The 24,030-nt window shown below is 39.5% G+C and carries 24 protein-coding genes; 6 read left to right on the forward strand and 18 right to left on the reverse strand.

Translation table 11 applies throughout. The features are described 5' to 3' along the window. Positions 1–4: 4 nt before the first annotated feature. The 4 genes from BLO34_RS02450 to BLO34_RS02465 all read right to left on the reverse strand — a co-directional run bounded on the left by BLO34_RS02450 (position 5) and on the right by BLO34_RS02465 (position 3,182). The gene (locus tag BLO34_RS02450) at positions 5–517 is read right to left on the reverse strand and encodes an IS1096 element passenger TnpR family protein (protein WP_090752287.1); all 513 of its coding nucleotides are present in this window, start codon (positions 515–517) and stop codon (positions 5–7) included. A gap of 191 nt (positions 518–708) precedes the next feature. Further along, positions 709–1,746 (reverse strand): COX15/CtaA family protein, encoded by a 1,038-nt coding sequence (locus BLO34_RS02455; protein ID WP_090752289.1) that lies wholly within the window; start codon positions 1,744–1,746, stop codon positions 709–711. A 166-nt stretch (positions 1,747–1,912) separates the two neighbouring features. Continuing rightward, on the reverse strand, positions 1,913–2,554 hold the full coding sequence (locus BLO34_RS02460; RefSeq protein ID WP_090752291.1) for a hypothetical protein: 642 nt from the start codon (positions 2,552–2,554) through the stop codon (positions 1,913–1,915). Positions 2,555–2,576: 22 nt separating this feature from the next. Next, complete coding sequence (locus tag BLO34_RS02465) at positions 2,577–3,182, reverse strand: tRNA-(ms[2]io[6]A)-hydroxylase (RefSeq protein ID WP_090752293.1); 606 nt, start codon at positions 3,180–3,182, stop codon at positions 2,577–2,579. Positions 3,183–3,333: 151 nt separating this feature from the next. Here BLO34_RS02465 and BLO34_RS02470 point away from each other — a divergent pair, with 151 nt between their 5' ends. Both BLO34_RS02470 and BLO34_RS02475 read left to right on the forward strand, forming a co-directional pair. Beyond that, on the forward strand, positions 3,334–3,705 hold the full coding sequence (locus BLO34_RS02470) for a nuclear transport factor 2 family protein (RefSeq protein WP_090752295.1): 372 nt from the start codon (positions 3,334–3,336) through the stop codon (positions 3,703–3,705). Between the two features lie 233 nt (positions 3,706–3,938). Further along, positions 3,939–4,301: a nuclear transport factor 2 family protein gene (locus BLO34_RS02475; protein WP_090752297.1), complete on the forward strand. Its 363-nt coding sequence runs from the start codon at positions 3,939–3,941 to the stop codon at positions 4,299–4,301. A gap of 100 nt (positions 4,302–4,401) precedes the next feature. Here the strand turns inward: BLO34_RS02475 and BLO34_RS02480 are convergent, their stop codons facing one another. Together BLO34_RS02480 and BLO34_RS02485 are read right to left on the reverse strand one after the other, a co-directional pair. Then, the gene (locus BLO34_RS02480) at positions 4,402–4,899 is read right to left on the reverse strand and encodes a YceI family protein (protein WP_090752298.1); all 498 of its coding nucleotides are present in this window, start codon (positions 4,897–4,899) and stop codon (positions 4,402–4,404) included. A gap of 43 nt (positions 4,900–4,942) precedes the next feature. After that, entirely contained in the window at positions 4,943–5,377 is a 435-nt protein-coding gene (locus tag BLO34_RS02485; RefSeq protein WP_090752300.1) for a MarR family winged helix-turn-helix transcriptional regulator, read from the reverse strand. A 144-nt stretch (positions 5,378–5,521) separates the two neighbouring features. Here BLO34_RS02485 and BLO34_RS02490 point away from each other — a divergent pair, with 144 nt between their 5' ends. Further along, a complete protein-coding gene (locus BLO34_RS02490; protein WP_090752302.1) occupies positions 5,522–6,118 on the forward strand; it encodes a porin family protein in 597 nt (198 codons plus the stop codon). A gap of 46 nt (positions 6,119–6,164) precedes the next feature. Here BLO34_RS02490 and BLO34_RS02495 read toward each other — a convergent pair whose 3' ends face one another. The 6 genes from BLO34_RS02495 to BLO34_RS02520 form a co-directional block, all read right to left on the reverse strand. After that, positions 6,165–7,835, reverse strand: coding sequence for an RluA family pseudouridine synthase (locus BLO34_RS02495; protein ID WP_090752304.1), 1,671 nt, complete (start codon positions 7,833–7,835; stop codon positions 6,165–6,167). Between the two features lie 3 nt (positions 7,836–7,838). Further along, on the reverse strand, positions 7,839–9,659 hold the full coding sequence (locus tag BLO34_RS02500) for an ABC transporter ATP-binding protein (protein WP_090752305.1): 1,821 nt from the start codon (positions 9,657–9,659) through the stop codon (positions 7,839–7,841). Beyond that, positions 9,659–11,374 (reverse strand): phospho-sugar mutase, encoded by a 1,716-nt coding sequence (locus BLO34_RS02505; protein ID WP_090752307.1) that lies wholly within the window; start codon positions 11,372–11,374, stop codon positions 9,659–9,661. Before BLO34_RS02505 ends, BLO34_RS02500 begins: the two co-directional genes overlap by 1 nt. A gap of 62 nt (positions 11,375–11,436) precedes the next feature. Further along, a complete protein-coding gene (locus tag BLO34_RS02510) occupies positions 11,437–13,308 on the reverse strand; it encodes a hypothetical protein (RefSeq protein WP_090752309.1) in 1,872 nt (623 codons plus the stop codon). A 52-nt stretch (positions 13,309–13,360) separates the two neighbouring features. After that, complete coding sequence (locus BLO34_RS02515) at positions 13,361–14,323, reverse strand: glycosyltransferase family 2 protein (protein WP_090752311.1); 963 nt, start codon at positions 14,321–14,323, stop codon at positions 13,361–13,363. Next, positions 14,324–14,815, reverse strand: a complete 492-nt coding sequence (locus tag BLO34_RS02520) for a DUF4199 domain-containing protein (RefSeq protein ID WP_157686624.1) — start codon at positions 14,813–14,815, stop codon at positions 14,324–14,326. 152 nt (positions 14,816–14,967) lie between these two features. Between BLO34_RS02520 and BLO34_RS02525 the strand changes: the two genes are divergently transcribed. After that, positions 14,968–15,225 carry a type B 50S ribosomal protein L31 gene (locus BLO34_RS02525; protein WP_090752315.1) on the forward strand — a complete coding sequence of 86 codons (258 nt, stop codon included), beginning with the start codon at positions 14,968–14,970 and terminating at the stop codon, positions 15,223–15,225. A gap of 56 nt (positions 15,226–15,281) precedes the next feature. On the opposite strand, the gene BLO34_RS02530 is transcribed toward BLO34_RS02525, so the two are convergent. The 4 genes from BLO34_RS02530 to BLO34_RS02545 form a co-directional block, all read right to left on the reverse strand. Then, on the reverse strand, positions 15,282–15,500 hold the full coding sequence (locus tag BLO34_RS02530) for a hypothetical protein (RefSeq protein ID WP_090752317.1): 219 nt from the start codon (positions 15,498–15,500) through the stop codon (positions 15,282–15,284). 27 nt (positions 15,501–15,527) lie between these two features. After that, positions 15,528–15,983 (reverse strand): GNAT family N-acetyltransferase, encoded by a 456-nt coding sequence (locus tag BLO34_RS02535; RefSeq protein ID WP_090752318.1) that lies wholly within the window; start codon positions 15,981–15,983, stop codon positions 15,528–15,530. A gap of 17 nt (positions 15,984–16,000) precedes the next feature. Beyond that, positions 16,001–16,798, reverse strand: coding sequence for a pyrroline-5-carboxylate reductase (proC, locus tag BLO34_RS02540; RefSeq protein ID WP_090752320.1), 798 nt, complete (start codon positions 16,796–16,798; stop codon positions 16,001–16,003). A 167-nt stretch (positions 16,799–16,965) separates the two neighbouring features. Continuing rightward, on the reverse strand, positions 16,966–17,877 hold the full coding sequence (locus BLO34_RS02545) for an ABC transporter substrate-binding protein (RefSeq protein ID WP_090756378.1): 912 nt from the start codon (positions 17,875–17,877) through the stop codon (positions 16,966–16,968). Positions 17,878–18,030: 153 nt separating this feature from the next. Here BLO34_RS02545 and BLO34_RS02550 point away from each other — a divergent pair, with 153 nt between their 5' ends. Further along, positions 18,031–19,794: an ABC transporter ATP-binding protein gene (locus BLO34_RS02550; RefSeq protein ID WP_090752321.1), complete on the forward strand. Its 1,764-nt coding sequence runs from the start codon at positions 18,031–18,033 to the stop codon at positions 19,792–19,794. 291 nt (positions 19,795–20,085) lie between these two features. On the opposite strand, the gene BLO34_RS02555 is transcribed toward BLO34_RS02550, so the two are convergent. After that, positions 20,086–21,840, reverse strand: a complete 1,755-nt coding sequence (locus tag BLO34_RS02555) for a T9SS type A sorting domain-containing protein (RefSeq protein ID WP_090752323.1) — start codon at positions 21,838–21,840, stop codon at positions 20,086–20,088. 326 nt (positions 21,841–22,166) lie between these two features. Beyond that, complete coding sequence (locus BLO34_RS02560; protein WP_090752325.1) at positions 22,167–23,030, reverse strand: RNA polymerase sigma factor RpoD/SigA; 864 nt, start codon at positions 23,028–23,030, stop codon at positions 22,167–22,169. Positions 23,031–23,345: 315 nt separating this feature from the next. Here BLO34_RS02560 and BLO34_RS02565 point away from each other — a divergent pair, with 315 nt between their 5' ends. Beyond that, positions 23,346–24,029: a DUF2490 domain-containing protein gene (locus tag BLO34_RS02565; protein WP_090752326.1), complete on the forward strand. Its 684-nt coding sequence runs from the start codon at positions 23,346–23,348 to the stop codon at positions 24,027–24,029. The last annotated feature ends 1 nt before the right edge of the window (position 24,030 follow it).

The following is a 24,030-nucleotide window of genomic DNA, read 5'->3' on the forward strand; positions in this document are numbered from 1 at the left end:
GTTTTTAGTAAAACTCGTTATCGTCATAGTCCTCATAGAACTCCTCGTCATCGCCGTACTCGTCATCGTCCTCATCTTCTGCAAATCGAGGATCTGCCTCAAATTCTGGATCTGGTGGCGAGTCTGGTAATGTTCCCATTTCAAAAATAACTTGCGGGTAGGCAGTGCCATCCACAGGACCGGCAACATCTGCAAGTTCCAACATGAACGTCCACATATTCAAGAAGTCATAGATATAGATCAATCTGGTGTTGCTCTTATCCATGACCTGGCTCAAGTCAGTATCCTGCATTTTCTTTAAAGGTGCCGCACCTTCACTCATATCAAAAAGGCAATATTCCTCGCCTTGATTCCAGTCTTCATCACTGGTATAGAAACTTGCCATCTCATCACCTTGCAGTTGAAATGATTGTGTAATCACATTATGCAGGTCTTCTAGATTAGCGTTATCTTCAATTTCAATGTCTCTAAAAACGTCTTCTGTAGCATTCAGAATAGCTCTTAATCTATAAATCATAAACCTAGATTTTAAGGGAGCGCAAAGATAAGATTTTAAGGCTTTCTAAGTAGTTAAAGAATCAAGAGTCCCGATCAATATTCAAGAAAATATGATCCGGATTTTGGTATCTCAATATAGATCTGACAGGAAAACTAAAAAATCTTATTTGACCAAGAGCGAAAAACACTCAATAACCCACGCTTACTTTTTCAGCTCTCGATTCTAGCAGACCGCAATCGCATCCAAATATAGAATTGTAATCCTAAAATAAGCGACGCCACAACTAAGTGAATAGGTTGGGAAGCGAGCGTAAAATCAAAATAGTTCATGATGATTCCACTGGTTATGGTAAGAACCAGCAACAACCCCAGTATAGAATAGGAGCGCAGTGGATGATGCCATTTCATGATTGTTATATAGAAAAACCAAGCATGCAATAACAAAAGCACGATTGAAAAACTGCGGTGAATAAAAAAAATCCACGGACCGTTTTCCAACCATTCAGAACTCAAGGGATAACCAAATAAATCCACCTGATGATCAATGAACTGTCTTACCTGCGTTCCCATGGCAACTTGTACTAGGGTTAGAATGATAATGCCTAGAGCTACTTTGCTTAATCTACCATCATTACGGTATTTAGTATTTGCGGGCAATACTTCATAAAGCAAATAAATGAGCAGACCAACAATGAGTAATGCTACGATCATGTGAATGGTAATCAATACTGGAGAAAGCAAAGTATCTACCACGATCTTTCCTATTACAGCCTGTATCAACATCGCCAGCAAGGCGACCACGGTCAAGATGGTGAGTTTAGGTCTAGTTCTTATAAATTGGAGCGATAGAACCGCAGCAATTAATACCACCAAACCACCCAAGGCACCTATCAGTCGATTAATATATTCTGTCCATGTATGGAATTTGTTGAATACGGCATAATCATGTTTGGTGTACGGTTCCCAATTCGTTTCAGAATAAGTATCTGTGGTGAAAAAGTTTTCTTTGGCGACTCTAAGTTCTTCATCGACGATGATGACCATTCCTTTTTTGTAAGATGTATTAACGCTGAATTCCAGCTCCGCTTCCTCAGTAGGTGGTATCCAGTAGCCGAAACATTTGGGCCAGTCTGGACAACCCATACCACTACCAGTCATACGTACCACAGCACCAGCAATGATGATGAGGTAAATGACTAGGATGCTCAAGCGCAGCCAGCGACGGTAGTTTTTTGTTGTAAAAATCATTCTTGGGTCACAACTTAATTAAATCTCGATCTTAATGATCATTTCCAAATCTCAAAGGTCACAGCGCTTCAAATCTCAAAACCCAAATTGCCAATTTTTGATTTGCTGCGCAAATCGTGATGCCGATTTCAAGTTCCAAATTTCAGATTTGAATTTTAAGTTAGTTCTAAGCCACATTTTTATCCGTTTTGTTTTTGCTTTTTAATTTGAACCTATTTTGCACTATGGTGTACGCAAATCCTAAAATATTCAAAATAGCTATTACTTGAAAAGTATAGCTGTATTCCCAATTTTCTGGTTCATATTCTCCTCTAAATTTCAAATCTGTTAAGGATATAGAATAAGTCAAAATAGCAACAATCAAACTAAATAAAAGAAATAATATTCTATCTCTTTTGAGTTTCCACAAAACAAAAGACTGGCAAAATAGTAGCATCGAAAAAGCAATTACAGCTATCCCTAAAAAAATGGCAGATTTAAAATCACTAAAAAAAGATGTTAATCCCATTATTAAAATTGCAACCGATATAAGAATAAGGCTCATTTTTCTATCATTCTTACTCAACAACGCAGGTAAATGATAGATAACTCCAAATAATGCTATTATACCAAGTAATGCATTCATTAAATATGCACCACCAGTAGCAATTCCCATTTTATCATCTCTTGCAATAGTAATAGTTACGAACATTAGAAAATAGAATGTAAACATTAGAAGCAAGGTGAAAAAACCGATATAATTTAATTTCCTTTTTTGGCTCATTTTACAAGTTTCTGCATTTGTAATGTTTTCAGTAAGTTTTTTCACAGCTTAAAGATTCACAAACTCATTAATGCATCCTATCGCCACGTACTTCTCGATTCTTCATCATTTCTGCTTCATATTCCAGCCAGTACTGCCATCTATCCATGACACGTTTTTCTGGGAAATAGGTTTTGCCTAGATCGAGGAACATTCTGTAATGAGCGGCTTCTGCGACCATGAACTGATGATAGAACTTTTTCAAACCTTCATCTTCCAGTTTCTCTGACAACATCTTGAATCGTTCACAACTTCTGGCTTCTATAAGAGCACAAATTAATAGCTGATCCAAGAACAAAAAATCACGACTTTGTCCCTTTGGTTTTCCTTTCATCAAGGTTTTAATGTAGTCGTCTGGGCGTTGCAATCCCAACGTGAGTCCGCGTTTTTTTAATTCGGCGAGCACCATACGGAAATGTCCCCATTCTTCAGTGACTACTGGCGCAAGAGCTTCCACCAGTTCTGGTTTGTCGCTGTGCATCTGTACCATGGTAATCATGGTGCTGGCTGCTTTTTGCTCGCAAAAGGCATGATCTGTCAATATTTCCTGCAAACTCATTGCCGCTAGATCTACCCATCTTGGATCTGTAGGCAGGTTCAATCCCAGCGTCGTTTTTGAAGTCGTTGATTCCATGGGACAAAGATCGGCTACAGAACGGGCATTGTCAAAAAGTCAATAGCGTTTCTTACATGATGCTGCTAGAAAGTATAGTGTTAAGCATTATCCAACTTTTAAAGTTCGTCGATTCAATTTCATAATTTCAAAGCAAATCTTAAATAACAATATGAATACCCAAGAAGTCGCAAACAAGCTGGTGGAGTACTGCCGCAACAATCAATTTGAAAAAGCTTATCAGGAACTTTACAGTCCAGATGTCATCAGTATCGAGATGTCAGAGCCCATGAAGGAACTACACGGAATGAAGGAAGTCGAGAAAAAACTTCAATGGAGACAAGAAAACTTTGAAGTTGAATTCACAAATATTTCAGATCCTATCGTTGCCGATAATCATTTTGTATTGGTATTATCCCTAAAATCAAAGAACAAGTCCACTGGTGAACAAGCAGAAATAGATGAAATAGGCGTTTACCAAGTGAAAAACGGAAAAATCTTGAAAGAACAATTCTTTTATACTTCAGAGGATTCTTCGTTTTAACCCTTGCTTTTCACGAATACTATATTACAACTGGCTAATGTAGAATCGGACATCATGCATCCTATTGTGAATCTATCAGAACTTCCAATACAACCGGCCTTCATTTTTATGCTTTTGGATACCACAATAAGAGAATTTACAAGTTGTGTGGTCTTGTTTAAAATTTGAAATTAAGTGTTATTGTGCATAAAATCAATTTGTTATATTTAATTTCAATTTGAAAACCAACTCACATGAATATTCAAGATGTAGCAAACAAGCTTGTGGAATACTGCCGCAACAATCAGGAAGAAAAAGCCTATCAGGAACTTTATAGCCCTGAAATTACCAGCGTGGAAATGTCAGAACCCATGAAAGAGGTCAACGGTATGGACGGCATTAAGAAAAAAGGCGAGTGGTGGCAGGAAAATTTTGAAGTTCACGGAAATACCTATTCTGATCCTATCGTAGCAGACAACCATTTTGCCGTTAAGATATGGATGGATACTACGCATAAGCCTAGCGGTCAGCGTTCACAAATGAGTGAGCTCGCAGTCTATCAAGTCAAGGATGGTAAGATCTGGAGAGAGCAATTCTTCTATGATGTAGATCAATAAATGTTACGGTGTATAATAATTTCTGCTTTCGCGAAAGCGTAAACAAAAAAAAAAGGGTTGCTACATGCAACCCTTTTTCAATCAATCAACTAAATAATCTTTAGTAGGCAAGAACAATGTCCACGTGAAAATCATCGTGAATCATATTGTCTCCTAAATCGTTAAAAAAGCTTTTGCTACCGTAACGTATGTTGTATTGAGTACGATCTATCACTAAAGTACCTTTAGCTTCGTTTTCTGCTGCTTCTAGTTCAAAGTGAATAGGATTTGTAATTCCTTTGATGGTAAGATCTGCCGTTACATCATAAACTCCTTCTTCCTTTTTAGCGACCTCAGTAAAATCTAGAGTTGCCTCAGGATTTGCCTCTGTACTAAAGAAGTCTTCGCTCTTAAGGTGACCTTCCAGTTTATCTTTTGATTCACCAGTTAGATCAACAACTGTAATACTTGACATATCAATGGTTGCAGATCCATTAGTCAATTTCCCATCTTCAAAGTTGAGCAGTCCAGCTTTGAGATTAATGGTTCCATTATGTGATCCAGCTAATTTTTTACCAGTCCAGATAGCACTGCTTTCTTGTGATTTGATATTTTTCATTTGTATCTTTTATTTGTAGGTACAAATATATGTGCTTTCACTATTAACTCAGCTTGCTTAAAGTTTCTATTAACAGTTTAATTTCTTTCTCACTTAAAGCTTCCACGAGTTCCCGTTCTCTATGATCCACCTTTTCATCGAGTCTAGCGAGCAGTTTTAACCCAGAATCAGTAATCGTGATTTCAATCTGTCTTCTATCATTTTTACATTGGATACGCTCTGCCAGCTCTTTGGCTACGAGCTTATCAACAACACGTGTAGTGTTAGAGTTGGAATGCAACATGTCCTTGCTTACATCCTGCAAACTGGCAGGTTTCCCTTTTCGGCCACGTAAAATTCTCAGAACATTGAATTGTTGCATTGTTATCTTTTCCTCTTTGACAACAAGCGATATGGCCTCGGTAAATACAGTTCCAGCTTTTACGACACGAGTAATTAATTTACGTGGTGGTGGTATGGAATTATTATCGTGATTCATTCAGTGTATTTTCATTTATTGTAGCTACAAATTTACGTCAAGGCATTGGGAAAGCGGCGAATTTGCTGATGTTTAGATAAATTTAGCAATTGAGACCTTAATAAAATCAATTTAAGCTCGTTATTCATTAAAATAAGCACACTTATGAAAAATGTAATTTTAGTAGCGACATTACTCATCGCTTCATTTGGGTTTGCCCAGAGCGACAGCGGGTTTGGGATCAAAGGCGGTTTGAACTATGGATCCACTGGAGATTTTGAAAACGAAATCGAAAACAATGTAGAAAACCCAGATAGTAAACTGGGGTATCATTTAGGTGTTTTCGCCAAAGCTGATTTGGGTCCGATTTATATTAGACCAGAAGTGATTTACACAAAACTAAGTAGTGAATACACTTTAGGCGACCTGGAAGTACAAAAACTTGATGCGCCCATTCTATTAGGTGTGAACGTTTTAGGGCCATTACATGTATTTGCTGGACCGTCGCTACAGTATATTCTTGACACTAGTTTTGAAACTGATAATGTAGAGTTTGATTTAGGCGATGCAGAGGACGACTTTACCGTTGGCTTACAACTAGGTGTTGGACTCAATCTGGGCAGCCTAGGAATTGATGTCAGATATGAGCGCGGCTTCAACGAGAACGAGGCAGAGTTTATTAACAACAATACTAGCGTGCGCAGTGGCCGTCTCGATACTAGACCTGAACAGCTTATCGTCGCGTTGAGTCTAGCGCTTTAATAATTCGAACTGATTCTTAAAAACCATCGTACTTGCGGTGGTTTTTTTATGTCTTTAAATCAAATGGTGCAGGAATGTTTAGGGTAATTCGCTTTCGCGAAAGCGGATGTTCAAAGACAATCTCCTCTGCATGCAAATGAAGTCTGGAGTCCGTTGTGCCATATAGATCATCGCCTACAATGGGTGCGTTGAGTCCATCTGTGTGTGCTGCATGAACTCTAAGTTGATGCGTGCGACCTGTGATAGGGTAGAAGTGAACCTTAGTTTTTCCATCGCGCTGATCTATTACCTTAAATCGCGTTCTAGCCGATTTTCCATATTCAAAATCCACCAACTGGCAAGGTCTATTGTCCAGATCGACTCTAAGAGGCAAGTCAATAAAGCCTTCATTATTGTCAATGTTTCCATTTAGAATAGCGACATATCGTTTTTGCACCGTGCGTTTTAAAAATTGCTGTTGCAGATGGTGGTAGGCCTCGAGTGTTATGGCAACCAACATTATTCCTGAAGTTGACATATCTAGCCTATGAACAATCATAGGACCAGTAGCCTCTGGATACCGAGCTTTCATTCTAGTTTGAACACTATCTGAAATAGTTTTACCAGCTACGGAGAGCATTTCTGCCGGTTTGTTGACAGCAAGCATGCATTCATCCTCGTAAATAATCTCCAACTCTTTGCCAACAGCAGGATTCTCCAACAGCGGATTCTCCTCAACGTCCAATCCCTGCAGCATAAACTCAAGAACCGGTTCACATTTACCGCGACAGGCAGGATAGTAATTCCCATGTTTTCTCACCTTGGATGCTGGTGATGGACCGTACCAGAATTCGGCCATTGTGATGGGTTTGAGGTCGTTTGCATAAGCATATTGCAGCATTTTAGGAGCTGCACAATCACCGGTTCCCGCTGGTGGTACATCTGGAATCCTGGCTTTGAAAAGGTCCTTAACACGTCGGGTTTCTTTTCTCGCATTGAGAAAATTGTATTCGTCAAACAACCAGTCCTGCAACCAGTGAGATCCATCACGCCGATTATTACGCAAGGTCTCTAGTTGTGTACTTAATGATTCAAATTGCTTTTGAAGCGGCTCAATTTTTTGATTCAGGTACTCCTCATATTCTTTGAGAAAGAAATTGTTGTTGAGACTGAGCTGTCGTTGTTGGGCTTCCAGTTTTTTGAAACTTTCAGGATCTATTTCAGCTTGTTTTTTCTTTACAAACTTCCGTCTGTCGCGTTTTATAGCTTTAATTCTTTGGTTTTCAGTTTCCAATAATCTGGTTTGTAAATCGGATTGCTCATGATAATCGGAAAATATCTGTTTTGTTTTAGGATCCTTTTCTAGCGCTGCTATCTGCTTTGTGATAGTATCAAGCTTATCGGTTTCTTGCTTGAAGAATATATCCACTCGTTCCAATTCATATACTGGCGGCACAAAATAGGGTTGTGTGGTCTCGCCTCCCAATTTTCCTGAAAACCCAGCAAGAAAACCTATCCGATGATCAACATCTCGAATCACCAAAACCCCAAACATCTTTCCAGCTTCCTGCGATCCATTTTCTACAAACCATTGAGATTGCTTGTCAAGATATTCCTTCAACTGTTCGGCAGCCTTTATGGCGAGCTCATGCGGCTGATAATAAAACGGAAAATTGAACTGCGATGGCAGTTCAATTTTTGAAATGTCGGAATTGAAAGAATGAACCAGTTGCTCCATGGCTTAAGCCAGACTTTGCATATTCACCAGGTTGTTATAGATGCCTTGCAACGCGATAAGTTCTTCATGCGTGCCTTGCTCTACAATCTTTCCTTTGCTCATCACGACAATCTTATCTGCTTTTTGAATCGTACTCAAGCGGTGTGCGATGACGATGGAAGTACGGTTTTTCATGACGTTCTCTAATGCTTCTTGAACCAATCGTTCACTTTCTGTATCCAGTGCACTAGTTGCCTCATCCAGAATTAGGATAGGCGCATTTTTGAGAACGGCGCGAGCAATACTCAAGCGTTGCTTCTGACCGCCAGAAAGTTTGTTACCGCTGTCGCCTATATTGGTATGAATGCCTTGCGGCAACTGAGATACAAACTCCCAAGCATTGGCTATTTTCAATGCTTCGATGACCTCTTCATCGGTGGCGTTTTTATTGCTTAGAGCCACATTCACGGCAACCGTATCATTAAATAAAATACTGTCTTGGGTCACTATCGCCATTTGATCACGCAAGCTCTTTAAGCTCACATCTTTGATATTGTGACCGTCAATGGATATGCTACCGTTAGAAACATCGTAGAATCTTGTGACGAGGTTTGCGATCGTACTTTTACCGCTACCAGATTGTCCTACCAGCGCCACTGTGGATCCTTTTGGGATTTCTAGCGAGAAGTCTTTCAAAACGTCCTCATCTCCATAGGCAAAGGTGAGATTGTTGAATTGTACCGCTTTCGCGAAAGCGGAAACTTCAACAGCATTATCCTTATCCTTGATGTGATTTTCAGTATGTAAAATTTGCAATACACGTTCTGCTGCGGCATTTCCTTGTTTCACACCGTAGCTGGCTTTAGAAATAGCTTTTGCAGGAGTCAGAATTCCATACGCAAGTCCCATAAAGGAAATGAAGATGGCACCATCAATATCACCTTCAAAAACCATCGTCCCACCAAACCATAGCAAGGTCCCAATCACCAAAATCCCCAAGAATTCACTAACCGGACTTGCCAGACCTTTACGCAGTTCCAGCTTGTTGGCAAAATTGTAATACCGTTGGGTACTGTCCTGAAATGTGTCTTGCATACGACGCTCTGCGTTGAAACCTTTGATGACTTTAAGTCCGCCGAGGGTTTCTTCCAATAGTGATAAGAAAAATCCTTGTTCGCGCTGCACTTTGGCTGATCGTTTCTTAAGTCGTTTTCCTATCAGGGAAATTATGAAACCGGAAATAGGAATAAATACCAAAACAAAAATCGTGAGCTTAACGCTAAAAATAAGCATGGCAATCAAAGCAAAAATGATGTTGAGCGGTTCCTTAATGATTAATTCAAGAATGGATAAAAAACTGGTTTGCACTTCTTGTGCATCACCAGTGGCGCGAGCAATGACGTCACCCTTACGCTTTTCAGAAAAATAGGAGATAGGCAGGTTGACGATCTTATGATATAAGGCATTTCTTATATCGCGCATGACGCCGTTGCGTAAAAATGTGATAAAATACATTCCCAAATACCCGAACAAATTCTTCAATAAAAAAAGAATCAATACGAGCGCGATCATCATGATCAACGCTTGCCCTTGATCCTCGTTCATGACATCTGTGACGTACCAATTAATATAGCTTTCCAGATATTCTTTTGAGTTTGTGATTCCCTGCCATACAGGTTTTACGTATTCATCTTCTGTGGTTTGAAATAGTACTTTCATAACGGGAACCAGCGCCACAAATGACAGCGTTCCAAATAGTGCATAGAAAATATTACATATAATATTAAGTACGCCAAAACGCTTATATGGTCTGGCGTACTTTAAAATTTCCTTGAAGTAATTCATTAATTGATGTCTAGGCTTTTAAGAATCCCAGCGAGTTTTGCATTGAGGTTTTTTTGTACCGTTTCATATTCATCCACACTATCCAGTTCTTCCTTGACTGACATGTAGAATTTGATTTTCGGCTCGGTACCACTAGGTCTGGCGGCGATCTTGCTTCCATCTTCCAGATAGAAAATGAGGACATTTGCTTTTGGGATATCCATGGTTTCCGTTGTGGAGAGATCTTTATTTGTTCGTTTAGAGTTTTGGTAGTCCTCTATAATCGTGACTTTTTTGCCAGCAATTTTAGTCGGTGGATTCTGTCTCAAATCGATCATCATTTGCTTGATTTCCTGCGCTCCAGAAATGCCTTTTTTGACGAGACTTACCAATCGTTCCTGATAGCAGCCGTATTTTACATACAGCTCTAATAGATATTTGTAGGCGGTTGTGTTGTTCGCTTTCGCGAAAGCGATCAATTCACAAGCCAGTAAAGTCGCAGTAACTGCATCTTTATCACGAACGAAATCGCCTACCATGTATCCAAAGCTTTCCTCACCACCACCAATGAAATCTTGATCTGGATGGTCCACGATCATTTTTGCGATCCATTTGAAACCGGTCAGGCCTTCCTTGCATTCTATACCATTTCCTTCTGCAAGAGCATGCATCATGGGTGTACTCACAATAGTGGAACCAATGAATGGATTTGTGAGTGATTCAAGATCTGTTTTTTCCAGCAATAAAGCGGTCATGGCAATCATGGTCTGGTTACCGTTGAGCAACTTCATAGTACCGTCATTATCACGCACGGCTATTCCTAGACGATCGCAATCTGGATCTGTTCCTATGACGATATCTGCGTTTATTTTATTAGCCAGTTGCACGGCAAGAGCTAGTGCTTCTGGTTCTTCTGGATTAGGAGAAGCCACCGTTGGGAAATCACCGTTAGGTACAGCTTGTTCCTGTACGATGTGAACATCTGTATATCCAGCAGCTTTAAGCGTATCTGGAACTAACGTGATGCTGGTACCATGTAAACTGGTAAATACGATTTTCACTTTGGAACGATCTACATCGCCCGCTATTTTTCCAGCTTTGACACTATCATCAATAAATGCCTGATCATCACTTTCATCCAAGTACTGAATCAGATCTTCGTTTTTATCAAAATTGATATCGGCAAACTGTGTGTTTTCAATCGTGTCCAGAACTTCTTGATCCTGTGGCGGCACTAATTGTCCACCATCCTGCCAGTACACCTTATAACCATTATATTCTGGTGGGTTATGACTTGCAGTAAGTACGATACCCGCGTGACAACCTTTACGTTTTACCGTATAGGAAAGTAGAGGTGTAGGTCTCAATTCTGGGAAAATATACGCCAGTATTCCGTTTGCACTGAAGACCTCTGCCACGGTAATGGCCAGTTCCTTAGAATTATGGCGACAATCGTAAGCGATAGCAACCTTGACCTGTTCATCGGGAAAGGATTTCTTCAAATAACTGGAAAGTCCCTGCGTGTTTTTACCCAACGTGTATTTGTTAATACGATTGGTCCCAACTCCCATAATGCCGCGCATACCACCAGTACCGAATTCTAAATTTTTATAGAAGGATTCCAAATATTCATCAGATCCAGAATCGATTAGTAGTTTAGTTTTTGAAATGGTGTCAGTATCAAACGGCTCTTTTGTCCAAGCAGTTGCTACATCTAGAATGTGCTTTTTGTCCATGGTGCTTTAAATGGTGTAGTTAACAAAGGTAAGATTTTATCAGACTAAGGTTAAATAAGGACTTAATTTACACAATTCTCACAATAACTATTTTTCAAATAATCATCTTCCAGCAATTGAAAAGTCACGCCACCTTCCAAGGATGGATTGAACAGCTCGCAATAGCGCTGTTGATTGAGATTGACTGCATTGAGCATGATGGTGCGATATGCATCAGACTGAGTTAGTCGTTTGTCAATAAGTGTAAGATTGAGGTAATAAAACAATAAGTCTTCATCAATGGTAATTTCTCGCGCTCTGGGTTCCAACAGCTTTACAGCCTCACCATTCTGAGCATAATAAGTTAGGAACTGAGCCAGACTCAGATAATCACCGTCAGTTAGCGGAATCCGGTTGTAGGTGCTCAAGATATTCAGAACGCTTTTATCTTTCTCATTGAAGTTGCGCTTGCGCATCTCACGTTCAGCTCGAACGATATGGTAATTGATATTCATGCGATCTATCAGGGTGCGATCTATACCATAATTCTGCAGGTCGGCGATTTGTTTTTTGAATTGGTTAGCGTCGATAGGTGCGGCATTGTTGCGCCAGATGACAAATTTGAGGACGGCAAGATTGTATTGTAGCCTCGGGTTTTTAGGATCTAGTTCTGCTAATTGTTTCAATTCGTTGTAGGCGATCATCGTCATTCGCACATCCATGAGATAATCATACATGACTTTTTTATTGATGAAGTTCACATATTCTACCTGTCGTGGTATTGTTATTTTTTTCAAGATGTCTGGAGATGCAGATATTCTAATCTTTTCCAATAATGAATTCTGGATCGCTGCGGCTTCCTCAAGGTCATTGCCAGATATGGACGTGTTGAATAAAGTCGTCAATTCGGGAATGGACTTTTCCTTGTAGATATCAATTTTGTCCAGTTCTAAAGTAATTACTGCCTTGCGATGGTTTTCCAATATAGGTTCCAAAGCCGCAGAAGTCGCTCCTGTAAGCGCCGCTTTGATCTGAGATTTAGACTTGGATTTAAGATCTGAGTATTTTGTTCTTTCCACATCGTTAAAAAACTCTACCCAATTTTCAGAAGTCGTGATATTGGTTTCAATTTCTGGAGACTGAAACGATTGCAGCGAACTCGCAATACTGCTACCACGTTCCTGTTGTAGCTCCATGTTACGCTCAGTGCTTCCTTCCACGCTGGCGTACGCTTTTATGTCAATGGTTTTTATATTAAAATCGGTTAGACGTAGGGAATCGTATAAAGGCTTGATGTCAGATGGATCATAAACCGACTTATTCTTCTCGAACGGAATCACAAACTGGAGCGTTTTATATCTCATCACGGCTTGCTCGCTATCGTTTACGATTTTTTCGTTTTTGTAAATGATGGAATCTAGGTAAACGCCCATATCCAATAATCCCCATGGATAGGATGCCAGATTGAAGATGGTGTAATATTTACAAAGGATATTATTATTCAAAAAGAGAATATTGAACTCTAAATCTTCCTTAAGCATTGAGGTAGGAATCTTGCCTACCGCTACTCGATAACGCTTGTTTTCATAAGGTTTTAAACCTCTTTTTATTTCTTTGGTATAGACTGGTTCCAACAGTTTTCCCTTTATTTGTGAAGATTCTGATCGTGTGTCACATGCATAGCGATCTTTAGAAACAATATCCACAGCAATTCCATCCTGCGGATTTTTAAAAAGTTGCTTTACCCATCTGTCATCATTGGTTTCAAAAAACAATTGATTGTTCTCACGCTTGATTACAAAAGAAGATTCCTTTGGTTTGTTTTGAAATGCCTGTTCAAAATAGCCGCATACGCTGGAACGTTGACTGGAATTTGGAAATTGAATTCCAAAATTTTCTTGAGCATTGCCTAGAATAACAAATAAAAAGAATAGAAAAGAAAGCTGGTACTTCATGGACCTAATTTGAAACACTAAAATAGCACATCAATTAGAGGCTGCAAGAAAATTAGGACTTGCCTTGTAGTTTATCGGCTATGGTGTAGCGATCCTGATTGCTTCCTGTTCTAATGATCAACTCGCCCAAAAATCCAGCGATAAAGAACAAACTCCCCAAAACCATTGCCGTAAGCGCGATATAAAACCATGGATTTCTAGTAACAAGCTGATAGGGTAGGTCTGCTGCCATTTTATAAAGCTTTGATCCACCAACATACACGGCAATTACAAATCCAACGGCAAACATCAAGAATCCCATAGTACCAAATAAATGCATGGGACGTTTCCCAAATCTTGAGATAAAAGCAATGGTGACCAGATCCAGAAAACCTTTGATGAATCGATCGTACCCAAATTTGGTCTCACCGTATTTGCGCGCTTGATGCTGAACCACCTTTTGGGTGATGTTGGTATAACCTGCATTAGCCGCTAGCACAGGAATGTACCGGTGCATCTCACCATGTACATCAATATTTTTGACAACTTCCTTGCGATAGGCTTTCAACCCGCAATTGAAATCATTTAACTGGACACCGCTGGTGCGTCGTGCCGCCCAATTGAACAGTTTGCTAGGCAAATTTTTGGAAAGTACAGAATCGTAACGTTTTTTCTTCCAGCCACTCACCAGATCATAATTATCGCTGGCAATCATGCGGTAGAGTTCTGGAATTTCCTCGGGACTGTCCTGTAAGTCTGCATCCATGGTTATTACCACATCACCTTGGGCAGAATTGAATCCTGCATGCAAAGCTTGTGATTTACCGTAATTACTAAGGAATTGAATGGCTTTTATATGATCTCGCTTTCGCGAAAGCGAACTCAAAACATCCCAACTACCATCTGTACTACCATCGTCGATGTAAATGACTTCATAGGAAAGCTCACTTGTGGCGAGTACGCGATCGATCCATTCCTGTAATTCTGGGATGGATTGTGCCTCATTGAGTAACGGTATGACAATGGTAAGCTGCATCTATGCCGGCGGATTTTTCTTGATAAAGAATGCGGTGATGATACCAATAACCGTGTAAAACAACAATTTTGAAGTCGCCGCAATCAAATATTCCTTAGCAGAATAATCGATCTCACTGACCTTAACGGCAGCATTTGATGCCGCTTTTTCCTGAGCTACCATCTGTTCCTGCATCAACCGCACGGTTTCTTGTGCGCTAGGATCCCATACTACGTATATCAAATAGTTGACAAGAGCTTCAGTCACAAAGATGATCAAAACCGCCAGGAAATAGGCGAGTACCGCTTGTTTGAGCGTTAGATAGCCACCTAGTTTGTTCTTACTGTACACTTGTGCCGCGATACCAATGGCAAGTGGCAAAATGAGCGTCACGACACCAATTGCCATGTTTTGGAAATCCTGAGTTTGCCAGATATAGATGTATAGTGTAGCGGTAATTATAGCACCAATCAATCCTAATACAGCAGCGTTTTTCTTTACTATTTGATCCACTAGATAGTCAACTTTGAAGGTTTGATTGCAAATATAACCGTTATGAGCCTGTGAATTAATGGTTGAAAAGGATGTATTTTTGCTTCTATTGCTATTGTGTATTTAATTTAAAACATTAAATTTGCAGCCGCTAAAGAATAAAGCACAAGATCATGCAAAAAGGAATTCACCCAGAAGAATATAAGTTAGTTGCGTTTAAGGACATGTCTAATGATGAGGTTTTCATCACTAAGTCCACCGCAAATGCTAAAGAAACAATCGACGTAGATGGTACTGAGTATCCATTGATCAAACTAGAGATTTCTAGAACGTCGCACCCATTTTATACGGGTACTACAAAACTTATCGATACTGCTGGACGTATTGACAAGTTCAAGAACAAATACAAGAAATTTGATAAGAAGTCTTAAGGACTCTTTCATACATATTGAAAAGCCTCGCAATTTGCGAGGCTTTTTTATTTATGCTAATTGGGACTTTCTTCTTCGGTTCGTGTGAAATAGAAATAGATCACATAGAACCAACTAAAAATTCCAGCTAGAATAGCCCATTTAATGGACTTATTACGCGTCCATGAACATACGACAGCAATCGAGCAACCTATTGCTGTACCGGTGGAAATTCCAGTACTCGTGATGTCGGAGCCTATAAGCGAGTGAAGAATGGTAGTTGAAATAGAAATCATAGTTTGATGGTGTTTAGATAAAGTAATTTATAAGTTCAATGGCTTCTCAAAGCATTTACTCAACGGCATTCCTATATACTGGTCATAATTGGGAATAGGAGTGTAGCCATTCTTTACATATAAGCCAATCGCTTCTGGTTGGTTGATGCCTGTCTCCAGCTGTAATTTTGTAAAATTCAGTTGTTTTGCCCAAAATTCCAATTCAATCAAAATCTTTGTGGCAACTCCTTTTCCTCTCGCATTTTCCATGGTGAACATACGCTTTATCTCTGCGATATCACCAATTGATTTTTTGAAAGCACCACAGCCTACTGCTATTTTATTCTCGTAAGCGAGAACGACATGATTGATATCGTCCAGCCTATTGAACTGATTATAAAACGCATGGTCATCACCATCTGTAACGGACAGATAGCGATCCAGAAGTGGTATGAGTTGCTGGAAATCCTCATGAGCCGAATCCGTTCTCAATAGCTGAATCATGGTAAAGGTTCAGTAGTTTACTTCTCGATTTTATCGTACGATGTTACAATTCCCTTGATAAGAGCACTACTAAAGCCATTATGCTCCATTTCATTTAAGCCGGCAATAGTACAGCCTTTGGGAGTTGTAACTTTATCAATCTCGTGTTCTGGATGTTGCTTGCGCTCAATAAGCAACTGAGCGGCTCCTTTTACGGTATGTGTCACAATGTTGCTGGCAGTAACGGCATCAAAGCCTATCTCAATGCCACCCTGAATCATACCGCGCATAAATCTTAATACGTATGCAATACCGCATGCACCCAAAACGGTAGCGGCATCCATCAATTCTTCATTGATAACGATAGAAGTACCTATGGTATCAAAACACTGTTTTACAATCTTTTCTGAATCTGCATTTGAAGTGCTGCTTGCTATACACGTCAAGGATTCACCTACATCTGCTGCTGTATTAGGCATCGCTCTGAATACAGGAATATCAAGATCAATTGCAGATTCAATTTGCTGTATAGAAATCCCAGTCGCTAACGAGGCTATAATATGTTGATCCTCTTTTAGAACTCCTTTAAGTTCCTTAAGGATTTCAAGAATTGTGTACGGCTTTAGGGCAATAATCAGCAACTCTGATTGTTGAACAGCTTCGATATTATTGGAAGTAATGTGAATGCCAGTATCAGCAAGATGACTTAAGCTCGAGGTACGGCGTTTAGTTACTGTTATTTTTTTGGGATCAATCTTGGGATCTGCTAGAAGTCCATTGAGTATTGAAAGACCTAAATTCCCGCAGCCAATAATGGCTATTTTTTTATCGTACATATTGGCTGGTTGATTTACCTTATGAACAGACTAATATAATCACTTCATCCTCTAAAATTACCTGAAGCAGTAGATTTGTACTCGTTTAGCTTTAGGTAATTCAAAATTGGTATTGGAAATAAAAGTGGAGTTGCCTGATTTGTTAGTGCCCACATAAGTATTTTAAATTATTTTTCTAGTAAGGAGTTGGTGAACAAATCTGCAGCTTCAAATGTTTTGGTTTCCAGTTTTTTATATTTTATCCAATCTACAAATCGGCCGATAATGCTGGAGTCAAAAAGTCCCCAATTATCTCTTGCATCAAAACTAGGTAACGATAATTCAAGAGCTTTATCTAGATTAATATGTACATCACTGCTGGGAACATATTTCTTGAAAAGAGCAATACTCTCCTGCGGATATTCCTTGCAGTGTAGAAAACCTTTAGCTGTTGCCTCTAAAAATTTTGAATAATCAGTTTTACGATCATCCAATAAATCACCGTTGGCAACCAAAACTGGAGAGTACGAGTAAGGAATATCATAATCCTCCATTTTGAAATAACGTACAGGAGTTTCCATCGCTTCTGCAGCCACACCTTCCCAATTCAAAAATATCCACGTAGCATCAAACTCACCATCCAGAACCGTGTCCCAGATACCCAATTTTTCTGGATAACCTATTTTGAATTCTCCTTGACCACCATCATTAATAATCATCTGGCGTACGATCTCATCTTCATACCTCGCCTCGTAAGAACTGTATTTTTTACCATCCAGATCACGTGGTGATTTTATACCACTATCACTTTTCACTACAATAGCACTCAAGTCTTTTTTGAGAATTGCTGCAATGCCTATAAGATGGAATGAGTTCGCTTTGGTTTGATAGCTTATGATGCTTTCTGTTGGGCACAAAGCAAAATCGGCATCACCGTTTTCTACTTTTTTGGCCGGCGTTGTTTTATAGTTGTCTTGGGAAGGATCTATGATAGTGACATCTAACCCAGAATCTTTGTAGAAACCTAGCTCTTGTGCCACAAAAAAGCCGATGTGATTGATGTTAGGAGTCCAGTCGAGCGCTATTTTTAATTTCTTCATCAGTATGAATTCTTTGATAGATAAAGGTAAAAGTTCTAAAACGTATTGTTTCATTGATGTATCAAATTGACAAAACTTTAAAACTTGAACTATTATTTGATTGATCTCGCTTTCGCGAAAGCTGACTAACCACAAACCCTATCTTTACCAACTATGAATGAAGAAGCGGAAAATTCAGCGAATAGCAGATCCAAAGTCACGATAACCTCGGCATTTAAAACGATTATTTGGCCACGTAGGAAGTTGGTATTCATCGGGCTGATTCTTATCGTCATCAGTAGACTCGCGAGTCTTGTATTGCCATGGAAATCTAAAGCGTTACTGGACGATGTTATTCCTAATAAAGATTACGAGGCGCTCTATGATTTACTGTGGTTAGTGGGGTTTGCATTGCTCGTGCAGGCAATAACATCTTATTTGTTGACCATAATATTGAGTGTACAGGCACAGTTTTTAATTTCAGAACTGCGCGCGCAAGTTCAAAAGAAAGTCCTGTCACTACCCATTAGTTTTTTCGATAATTCAAAGTCAGGAGCACTAGTATCGCGGATTATGAATGATGTGGAAGGCGTGCGCAATTTGATAGGAACAGGCCTTGTTCAATTGGTTGGTGGAACGATTACAGCGATCGTCTCGCTAGTATTGCTGATTAGGATCAACGCCTTAATGACCTTATTTGTGTTTCTACCGGTAGCGATTTTTGGCTTTGTCGCTTTGAGAGCCTTCAAATATATCAGGCCTATTTTCAGAAATCGAGGAAAAATAAGTGCAGATGTAACTGGAAGATTAACTGAAACTCTGGCAGGTGTGCGAGTGATCAAAGGCTTTGGAGCTGAAGCTCAAGAAAACAAAATCTTTGAAGAAGGTGTCGATCGACTCTACCAGAATGTAAAGAAGAGTCTAACCGCAACTGCAATAGTCACCAGTAGTTCTACCTTTTTGTTGGGATTAGCCTCAGTTGGTATAATGGGAATAGGTGGTTATTTCATGATGGAAGGCGATATGACAGTTGGAGAATTTTTGTTCTTTACTATTCTGCTAGGTTTTATGATCGCGCCCATTATACAGATGAGCAATATTGGTAGCCAACTCACAGAAGCGCTTGCAGGACTGGACCGTACAGAAGAGCTAATGAATCTTACTCCTGAAGATGAAATGGGTGACCGCACGATTGACTTGCAACATTTTAAAGGCGACTTGAAATTTGAAAACGTCTCTTTTTCATACGAGAAAGGCAAAGAGGTGATTCATAACATTTCTTTTGAAGCAAAATCTGGATCTACCATTGCGCTGGTTGGAAGTTCAGGTTCTGGAAAATCTACCATCGCGGGATTGTCAGCGACATTTTTGAATCCCGTCAAGGGCATGGTTACTATTGATGGTCAGGATATGTCCAAAGTGAAGCTGGCTAGCTTTAGAAAGCATCTGGGAGTTGTATTACAGGACGAGTTTTTATTTGAGGGAAGTATAAGGGAAAACATATTATTCCCACGACCAGACGCCAGCGAGGATCGTTTGCTTGCAGCAGTTAAAGCTGGTCACGTCAATGAGTTTACAGACCGTTTTGATGATGGACTAGATACGTTGATAGGCGAGCGTGGTGTCAAATTATCTGGTGGTCAACGCCAGCGTATTGCTATTGCCAGAGCCATCCTAGCCGATCCTAAAATCATTATTCTTGATGAAGCTACATCCAACCTAGATACTGAAAGCGAGGCTCTTATTCAAAAATCTTTAGGAGAACTAGTTAAAAACAGAACCACGATCATCATAGCTCATCGATTAAGCACTATTAAGAAAGCAGACCAAATACTAGTCATTGAATCAGGAGAAATCGCGGAACGTGGCACTCATGACGAGTTGATTGCTAAAGAAGGTCGTTATTTTGATTTGTATACGTATCAGGCTAAAATCTAGCAGGAATTGATTGCATTCAAAGGTTGAATAGCAAATTCGATCTGACCAGTTTATTGGATCGAAATTATTGGCTAATTAAATTAGACTTAGGTTGGTCAACGATGCAACTGATAAATGAAGTTTTCAACTATTAAAACTAAGAGATTTCAAATTTTACGATTCCTATTGCTGTTGATAGTAATCTCTGTATTTGTTTCATGCCCTGTAGGTTCAGACAAAGCGATTATTCTAGGCCATAGCCGAAAGAGCGCTTCCAAAGAACTAAAGGATCAAAAAATGGGTGGTAAGTTTTCATTTTTTTACTAATGTAATAGTACTTACTCCTAATGTGGTTGAAATTCGAGCAAAGTACATTCCACTAGCTAAAGTTGAGGTGTCAATAATTGTACTAAGGCTATTGGGTTTAACTTCATTGACCTTGTTTCCCAGAGTGTTATAAAGTGTAATATTTTCTATACTCTCGTTTTTAGATGTAATTGTAATTAAATCTTTAGAAGGGTTTGGAAAAGCATAAATGTCGTCAATGCTTAAAGCCTGGTCAACGTCATTACTTAAAGTATTTGATATGATCTGGATATCATCGAAGAAAAACGTTGCATTTGGAGATGCATCATTTGCTCCATTATAACCTAGCATCAAGGTTAGTACATCGTATATAGGGCTATCGGCGTTTGAAAGATCCCAAGTATAGGTGGCCCACTCGCCAGATACTGTGGTTAATGCGTCTTGTTCTTTACCAAATTGTTCTGGTGGAGTACTTTCTAATTTGAATTTAAGGATGGATCCAACTGGAGCTTCTGTATACACTTTCATAGATATCGTTCCAGTAGTTGACATGTTCTTAAGATAATCTGTCAACCTTAATTTACTTCTCATAAATCCTGCACCACCACTTCTTAGAAATTTCCCTACTGTAGCACTAGGGTTGTTTGCGTCCATTTTTGGGTTGGGAAGGATTGTCGTTTCTGCGCCGAAAAAATTTGTAAAGTCTGTAGTTACAACGCTGTTTTCAAAATCTATAGGAAGGGTTGTTGGTAATGCCTCTGGTAAAGCAGGACCAGATATTTGTTGCACCTCGTCAAACAAAAAGGTAGAGGTAGATGAACCGTCTCCAATAGTTCCAAAATCAAACATTACCTGTATCCTATTGTAATCACTAGCCTTTCCATCAAAATTCCAACTTATGGTTTCCCATGCACCAGAGACTGTGGTTAATTGATCTAGATTAGTAATTCCGCCTGAGTTTTCAAGTTCTAATTTAATTCTAGTACCTACGGGTGCTGTGGTATAAACCTTCATTGAAATGTACCACATGGTAGATAAATCAATGTTTTCATTTAAAAAGACTTTGCTTCCTGCCCAAAAATTACCACCATCCCTCACTACTTGACAAACGGTCTCGCTTGGGTTATCTTCATCCATCTGCGGGTTAGAAATAATGGTTGCTTTAGCACCATTATAATTGATGAAATCAGTACTGACAACATCTGATTCAAAATCAATGGGTAAAGAAGTAGGTACAGGTGCTACTGGTCCTGAAACCTGTTCAATATCATCAAAATAAAATGTAGAATCATCTGAACCATCTCCAACATTGCCAAAATCAAACATGAAAACAATTTCATTTAGATTATTTTCAGTGCCTACAAAAACCCATTCCAAAGTTTCCCATGAGTTGGAAACGGTGGTAAAAGCATCTACGTCTGCAGCTGGCCCAGAGCCTTCTAGTTTAAACTTTACCGTAGTTCCCACAGGTGCACTTGAATAGACTTTCATGGTTATTTTAGTTAACTCAGAAAAATCTAAATTATCTGTCAATAAAATTTTACTACCTGCAAAAGGTGCTCCTCCATCTCTAATGATTCGTGCAACAGATGAACTTGTGTTGATTCCTGATGAATTTGGGTTTGATGTTACTATTGCTGTTCCACCTTCAAAATCAACGAAATTTGATGTGGTTATATCTCCTTCAAAATTGACGGGTAAACTTTGTGAAGATCCAGTGTAGAATGAAAAGAAGATAATCAGAGAATAAAAATGTGTCATAACGAGCACTAAAGATTTTCGATAAAAATAGAGTAAGAATTGCTTCCCAATGGGTAAATTAACCACTACAAGAACTATACAGAGCGTATAAACTGTTGTCAATTTGAAATAATTTTTAAATTTCAATACGGTTTCAGGAGATATGGTGTGATGATTTCAAAAAGTTGTGATAGAGCAGATTCAAAAAACCTTTTCACTTTGATTTATAAGATGCATTAGATGTTTTGCGCCTGCCTGCCGCAGGCAGGAAAGCAAAAAACAAAAAACAACCCAATAAAAAAGCGCCCTCTCAGGCGCTTCAGTATAAAAAAATATAATAAAATGGCTTATCCTAGATAAGACTTCAAGATTTTACTACGGCTGTTCTGGCGTAGTCTCTTGATTCCTTTTTCCTTGATCTGGCGCACGCGCTCACGGGTCAAGTCAAAAGTTTCACCTATCTCTTCCAAACTCATAGGCTGCTGGTTCCCAATACCGAAGTATAGAGAAATAACATCTGCCTCTTTTTGCGATAGTGTCTCTAGCGCGCGAGTAATCTCAAGCGTTAGCGACTCATGCAATAGAGCGCGGTCAGGATTAGGTGACTCACCACTACGAACAACGTCGTAAAGGTTAGAAGTCTCACCTTCTTTAAGCGGCGCATCCATGGATACGTGACGCCCGGCATTCTTAAGCGATTGCTTCACGTCACTTACCGTCATATCTAGCTCAGTTGCTAGTTCTTCAGGTGATGGTGGACGCTCATGCAGTTGCTCGAGGTGTGAAAAAGCCTTGTTGATTTTGTTAATCGAACCGATTTTGTTCAATGGAAGTCGCACGATACGTGACTGCTCTGCTAGTGCCTGTAAGATCGACTGGCGTATCCACCATACCGCGTACGATATGAATTTGAAACCGCGAGTTTCATCAAACCTTTTGGCAGCCTTTACGAGACCGGCATTTCCTTCATTAATAAGATCGGGTAATTTAAGCCCTTGATTTTGATACTGTTTTGCAACAGAAACCACAAAACGTAAGTTTGCAGTAGTCAATCTCTCAAGTGCTCTCTGATCACCTTTTTTAATACGCTGTGCCAGTTCCACTTCTTCCTCTGCAGTGATCAGGTCGATCTTAGAGATGTCTTGTAGATACTTGTCTAGCGATTTAGACTCACGGTTGGTAACCTGCTTGGTGATTTTGAGTTGTCTCATTAAAATAAAAAGATTAAAAAATTAGGCGGCTGTCAGCTTTTGACAACCAAAAATATAGTAGCAATAATCATACCAAACACATTACTCTGACATCAATTCAGGCCAGTAATAGTGCGACATTCACTGCTTTTCTATTAGTCGCTATATACCTATTTATGTTACAAGGTTAGCTGATTTTATCGCTTTCGCGAAAGCGGAATTCTCATCCAACGCCAGTACTATCACGTTGTCGCTCGTAAGCAAAAAAGATTTTGCAAGGCTGCTTTTTTGCTTCCTACCAAGACCCTTTGTAGCTTTGTAAGTATAATCCTTCCCATGAAAAATTTCTTAGCGGTATTTATAATAATTATCACCTGTCAGGTGGCGCTGTCCCAACGTGGTGTCAGCGAGACAGGTTTGTGGAGTCAGTATTTTTATACTGTTCCATTGTCAGAGAGATTTAAAGTGGCTGGAGATTTTCAGTTTCGTACCTATGAAGTGACCAACGATTTTCAGCAATTTATTGCTCGTACAGCTATTGCCTACACGCCAAAAGCGGGAACACTAGAACTACATGCAGGGTATGGGTATTTTTATAGTGAGCCCTTTGGGTCTGGTGATGCGGGAACTTCAGAACATCGTTTGCATCAGGACGTTTGGATGGATACAGATGCAGGTAAGACTTTTGGAATAAGACACCGTTTCCGTTTTGAGGAGCGATTTATTGAGGATCAGGATTTTCGTAGCAGGGCGCGTTATACGCTGTTTGTGAATGTCAACTTTTACAATAGCGAGGAAGAGTTGAGTGATTTTTACCTACCATTTTGGAATGAGATTTTTATTAATGGTGAGACACAGCTGCGCAATTCAACCGTGGAAAGGTTTGACCGCAACTGGAGTTTTGGAGGTGTAGGTTATCGCTTAAATTCAGATTTACGCATACAGGCTGGATATATGAGAGAAATCACCAGCAATTCTTCAAAAGGACAGGTGGTTCTTGCTGTTTTTCAGACGTTTTAAC

Source organism: Nonlabens sp. Hel1_33_55 (assembly GCF_900101765.1).
Taxonomy (GTDB): domain Bacteria; phylum Bacteroidota; class Bacteroidia; order Flavobacteriales; family Flavobacteriaceae; genus Nonlabens.

Bases quoted from the DNA above. Each gene is read 5' to 3' on its own strand.
- BLO34_RS02485 (WP_090752300.1), bottom strand. From the start codon at position 5,377: ATGAATCACGATAATAATTCCATACCACCACCACGTAAATTAATTACT.
- BLO34_RS02510 (WP_090752309.1), bottom strand. From the start codon at position 13,308: ATGAAGTACCAGCTTTCTTTTCTATTCTTTTTATTTGTTATTCTAGGC.
- BLO34_RS02525 (WP_090752315.1), top strand. From the start codon at position 14,968: ATGCAAAAAGGAATTCACCCAGAAGAATATAAGTTAGTTGCGTTTAAG.
- BLO34_RS02535 (WP_090752318.1), bottom strand. From the start codon at position 15,983: ATGATTCAGCTATTGAGAACGGATTCGGCTCATGAGGATTTCCAGCAA.
- BLO34_RS02555 (WP_090752323.1), bottom strand. From the start codon at position 21,840: ATGACACATTTTTATTCTCTGATTATCTTCTTTTCATTCTACACTGGA.
- BLO34_RS02500 (WP_090752305.1), bottom strand. From the start codon at position 9,659: ATGAATTACTTCAAGGAAATTTTAAAGTACGCCAGACCATATAAGCGT.
- BLO34_RS02515 (WP_090752311.1), bottom strand. From the start codon at position 14,323: ATGCAGCTTACCATTGTCATACCGTTACTCAATGAGGCACAATCCATC.
- BLO34_RS02490 (WP_090752302.1), top strand. From the start codon at position 5,522: ATGAAAAATGTAATTTTAGTAGCGACATTACTCATCGCTTCATTTGGG.
- BLO34_RS02565 (WP_090752326.1), top strand. From the start codon at position 23,346: ATGAAAAATTTCTTAGCGGTATTTATAATAATTATCACCTGTCAGGTG.
- BLO34_RS02505 (WP_090752307.1), bottom strand. From the start codon at position 11,374: ATGGACAAAAAGCACATTCTAGATGTAGCAACTGCTTGGACAAAAGAG.
- BLO34_RS02475 (WP_090752297.1), top strand. From the start codon at position 3,939: ATGAATATTCAAGATGTAGCAAACAAGCTTGTGGAATACTGCCGCAAC.
- BLO34_RS02450 (WP_090752287.1), bottom strand. From the start codon at position 517: ATGATTTATAGATTAAGAGCTATTCTGAATGCTACAGAAGACGTTTTT.
- BLO34_RS02560 (WP_090752325.1), bottom strand. From the start codon at position 23,030: ATGAGACAACTCAAAATCACCAAGCAGGTTACCAACCGTGAGTCTAAA.
- proC (WP_090752320.1), bottom strand. From the start codon at position 16,798: ATGTACGATAAAAAAATAGCCATTATTGGCTGCGGGAATTTAGGTCTT.
- BLO34_RS02465 (WP_090752293.1), bottom strand. From the start codon at position 3,182: ATGGAATCAACGACTTCAAAAACGACGCTGGGATTGAACCTGCCTACA.
- BLO34_RS02530 (WP_090752317.1), bottom strand. From the start codon at position 15,500: ATGATTTCTATTTCAACTACCATTCTTCACTCGCTTATAGGCTCCGAC.
- BLO34_RS02545 (WP_090756378.1), bottom strand. From the start codon at position 17,877: ATGAAGAAATTAAAAATAGCGCTCGACTGGACTCCTAACATCAATCAC.
- BLO34_RS02480 (WP_090752298.1), bottom strand. From the start codon at position 4,899: ATGAAAAATATCAAATCACAAGAAAGCAGTGCTATCTGGACTGGTAAA.
- BLO34_RS02455 (WP_090752289.1), bottom strand. From the start codon at position 1,746: ATGATTTTTACAACAAAAAACTACCGTCGCTGGCTGCGCTTGAGCATC.
- BLO34_RS02550 (WP_090752321.1), top strand. From the start codon at position 18,031: ATGAATGAAGAAGCGGAAAATTCAGCGAATAGCAGATCCAAAGTCACG.
- BLO34_RS02495 (WP_090752304.1), bottom strand. From the start codon at position 7,835: ATGGAGCAACTGGTTCATTCTTTCAATTCCGACATTTCAAAAATTGAA.
- BLO34_RS02470 (WP_090752295.1), top strand. From the start codon at position 3,334: ATGAATACCCAAGAAGTCGCAAACAAGCTGGTGGAGTACTGCCGCAAC.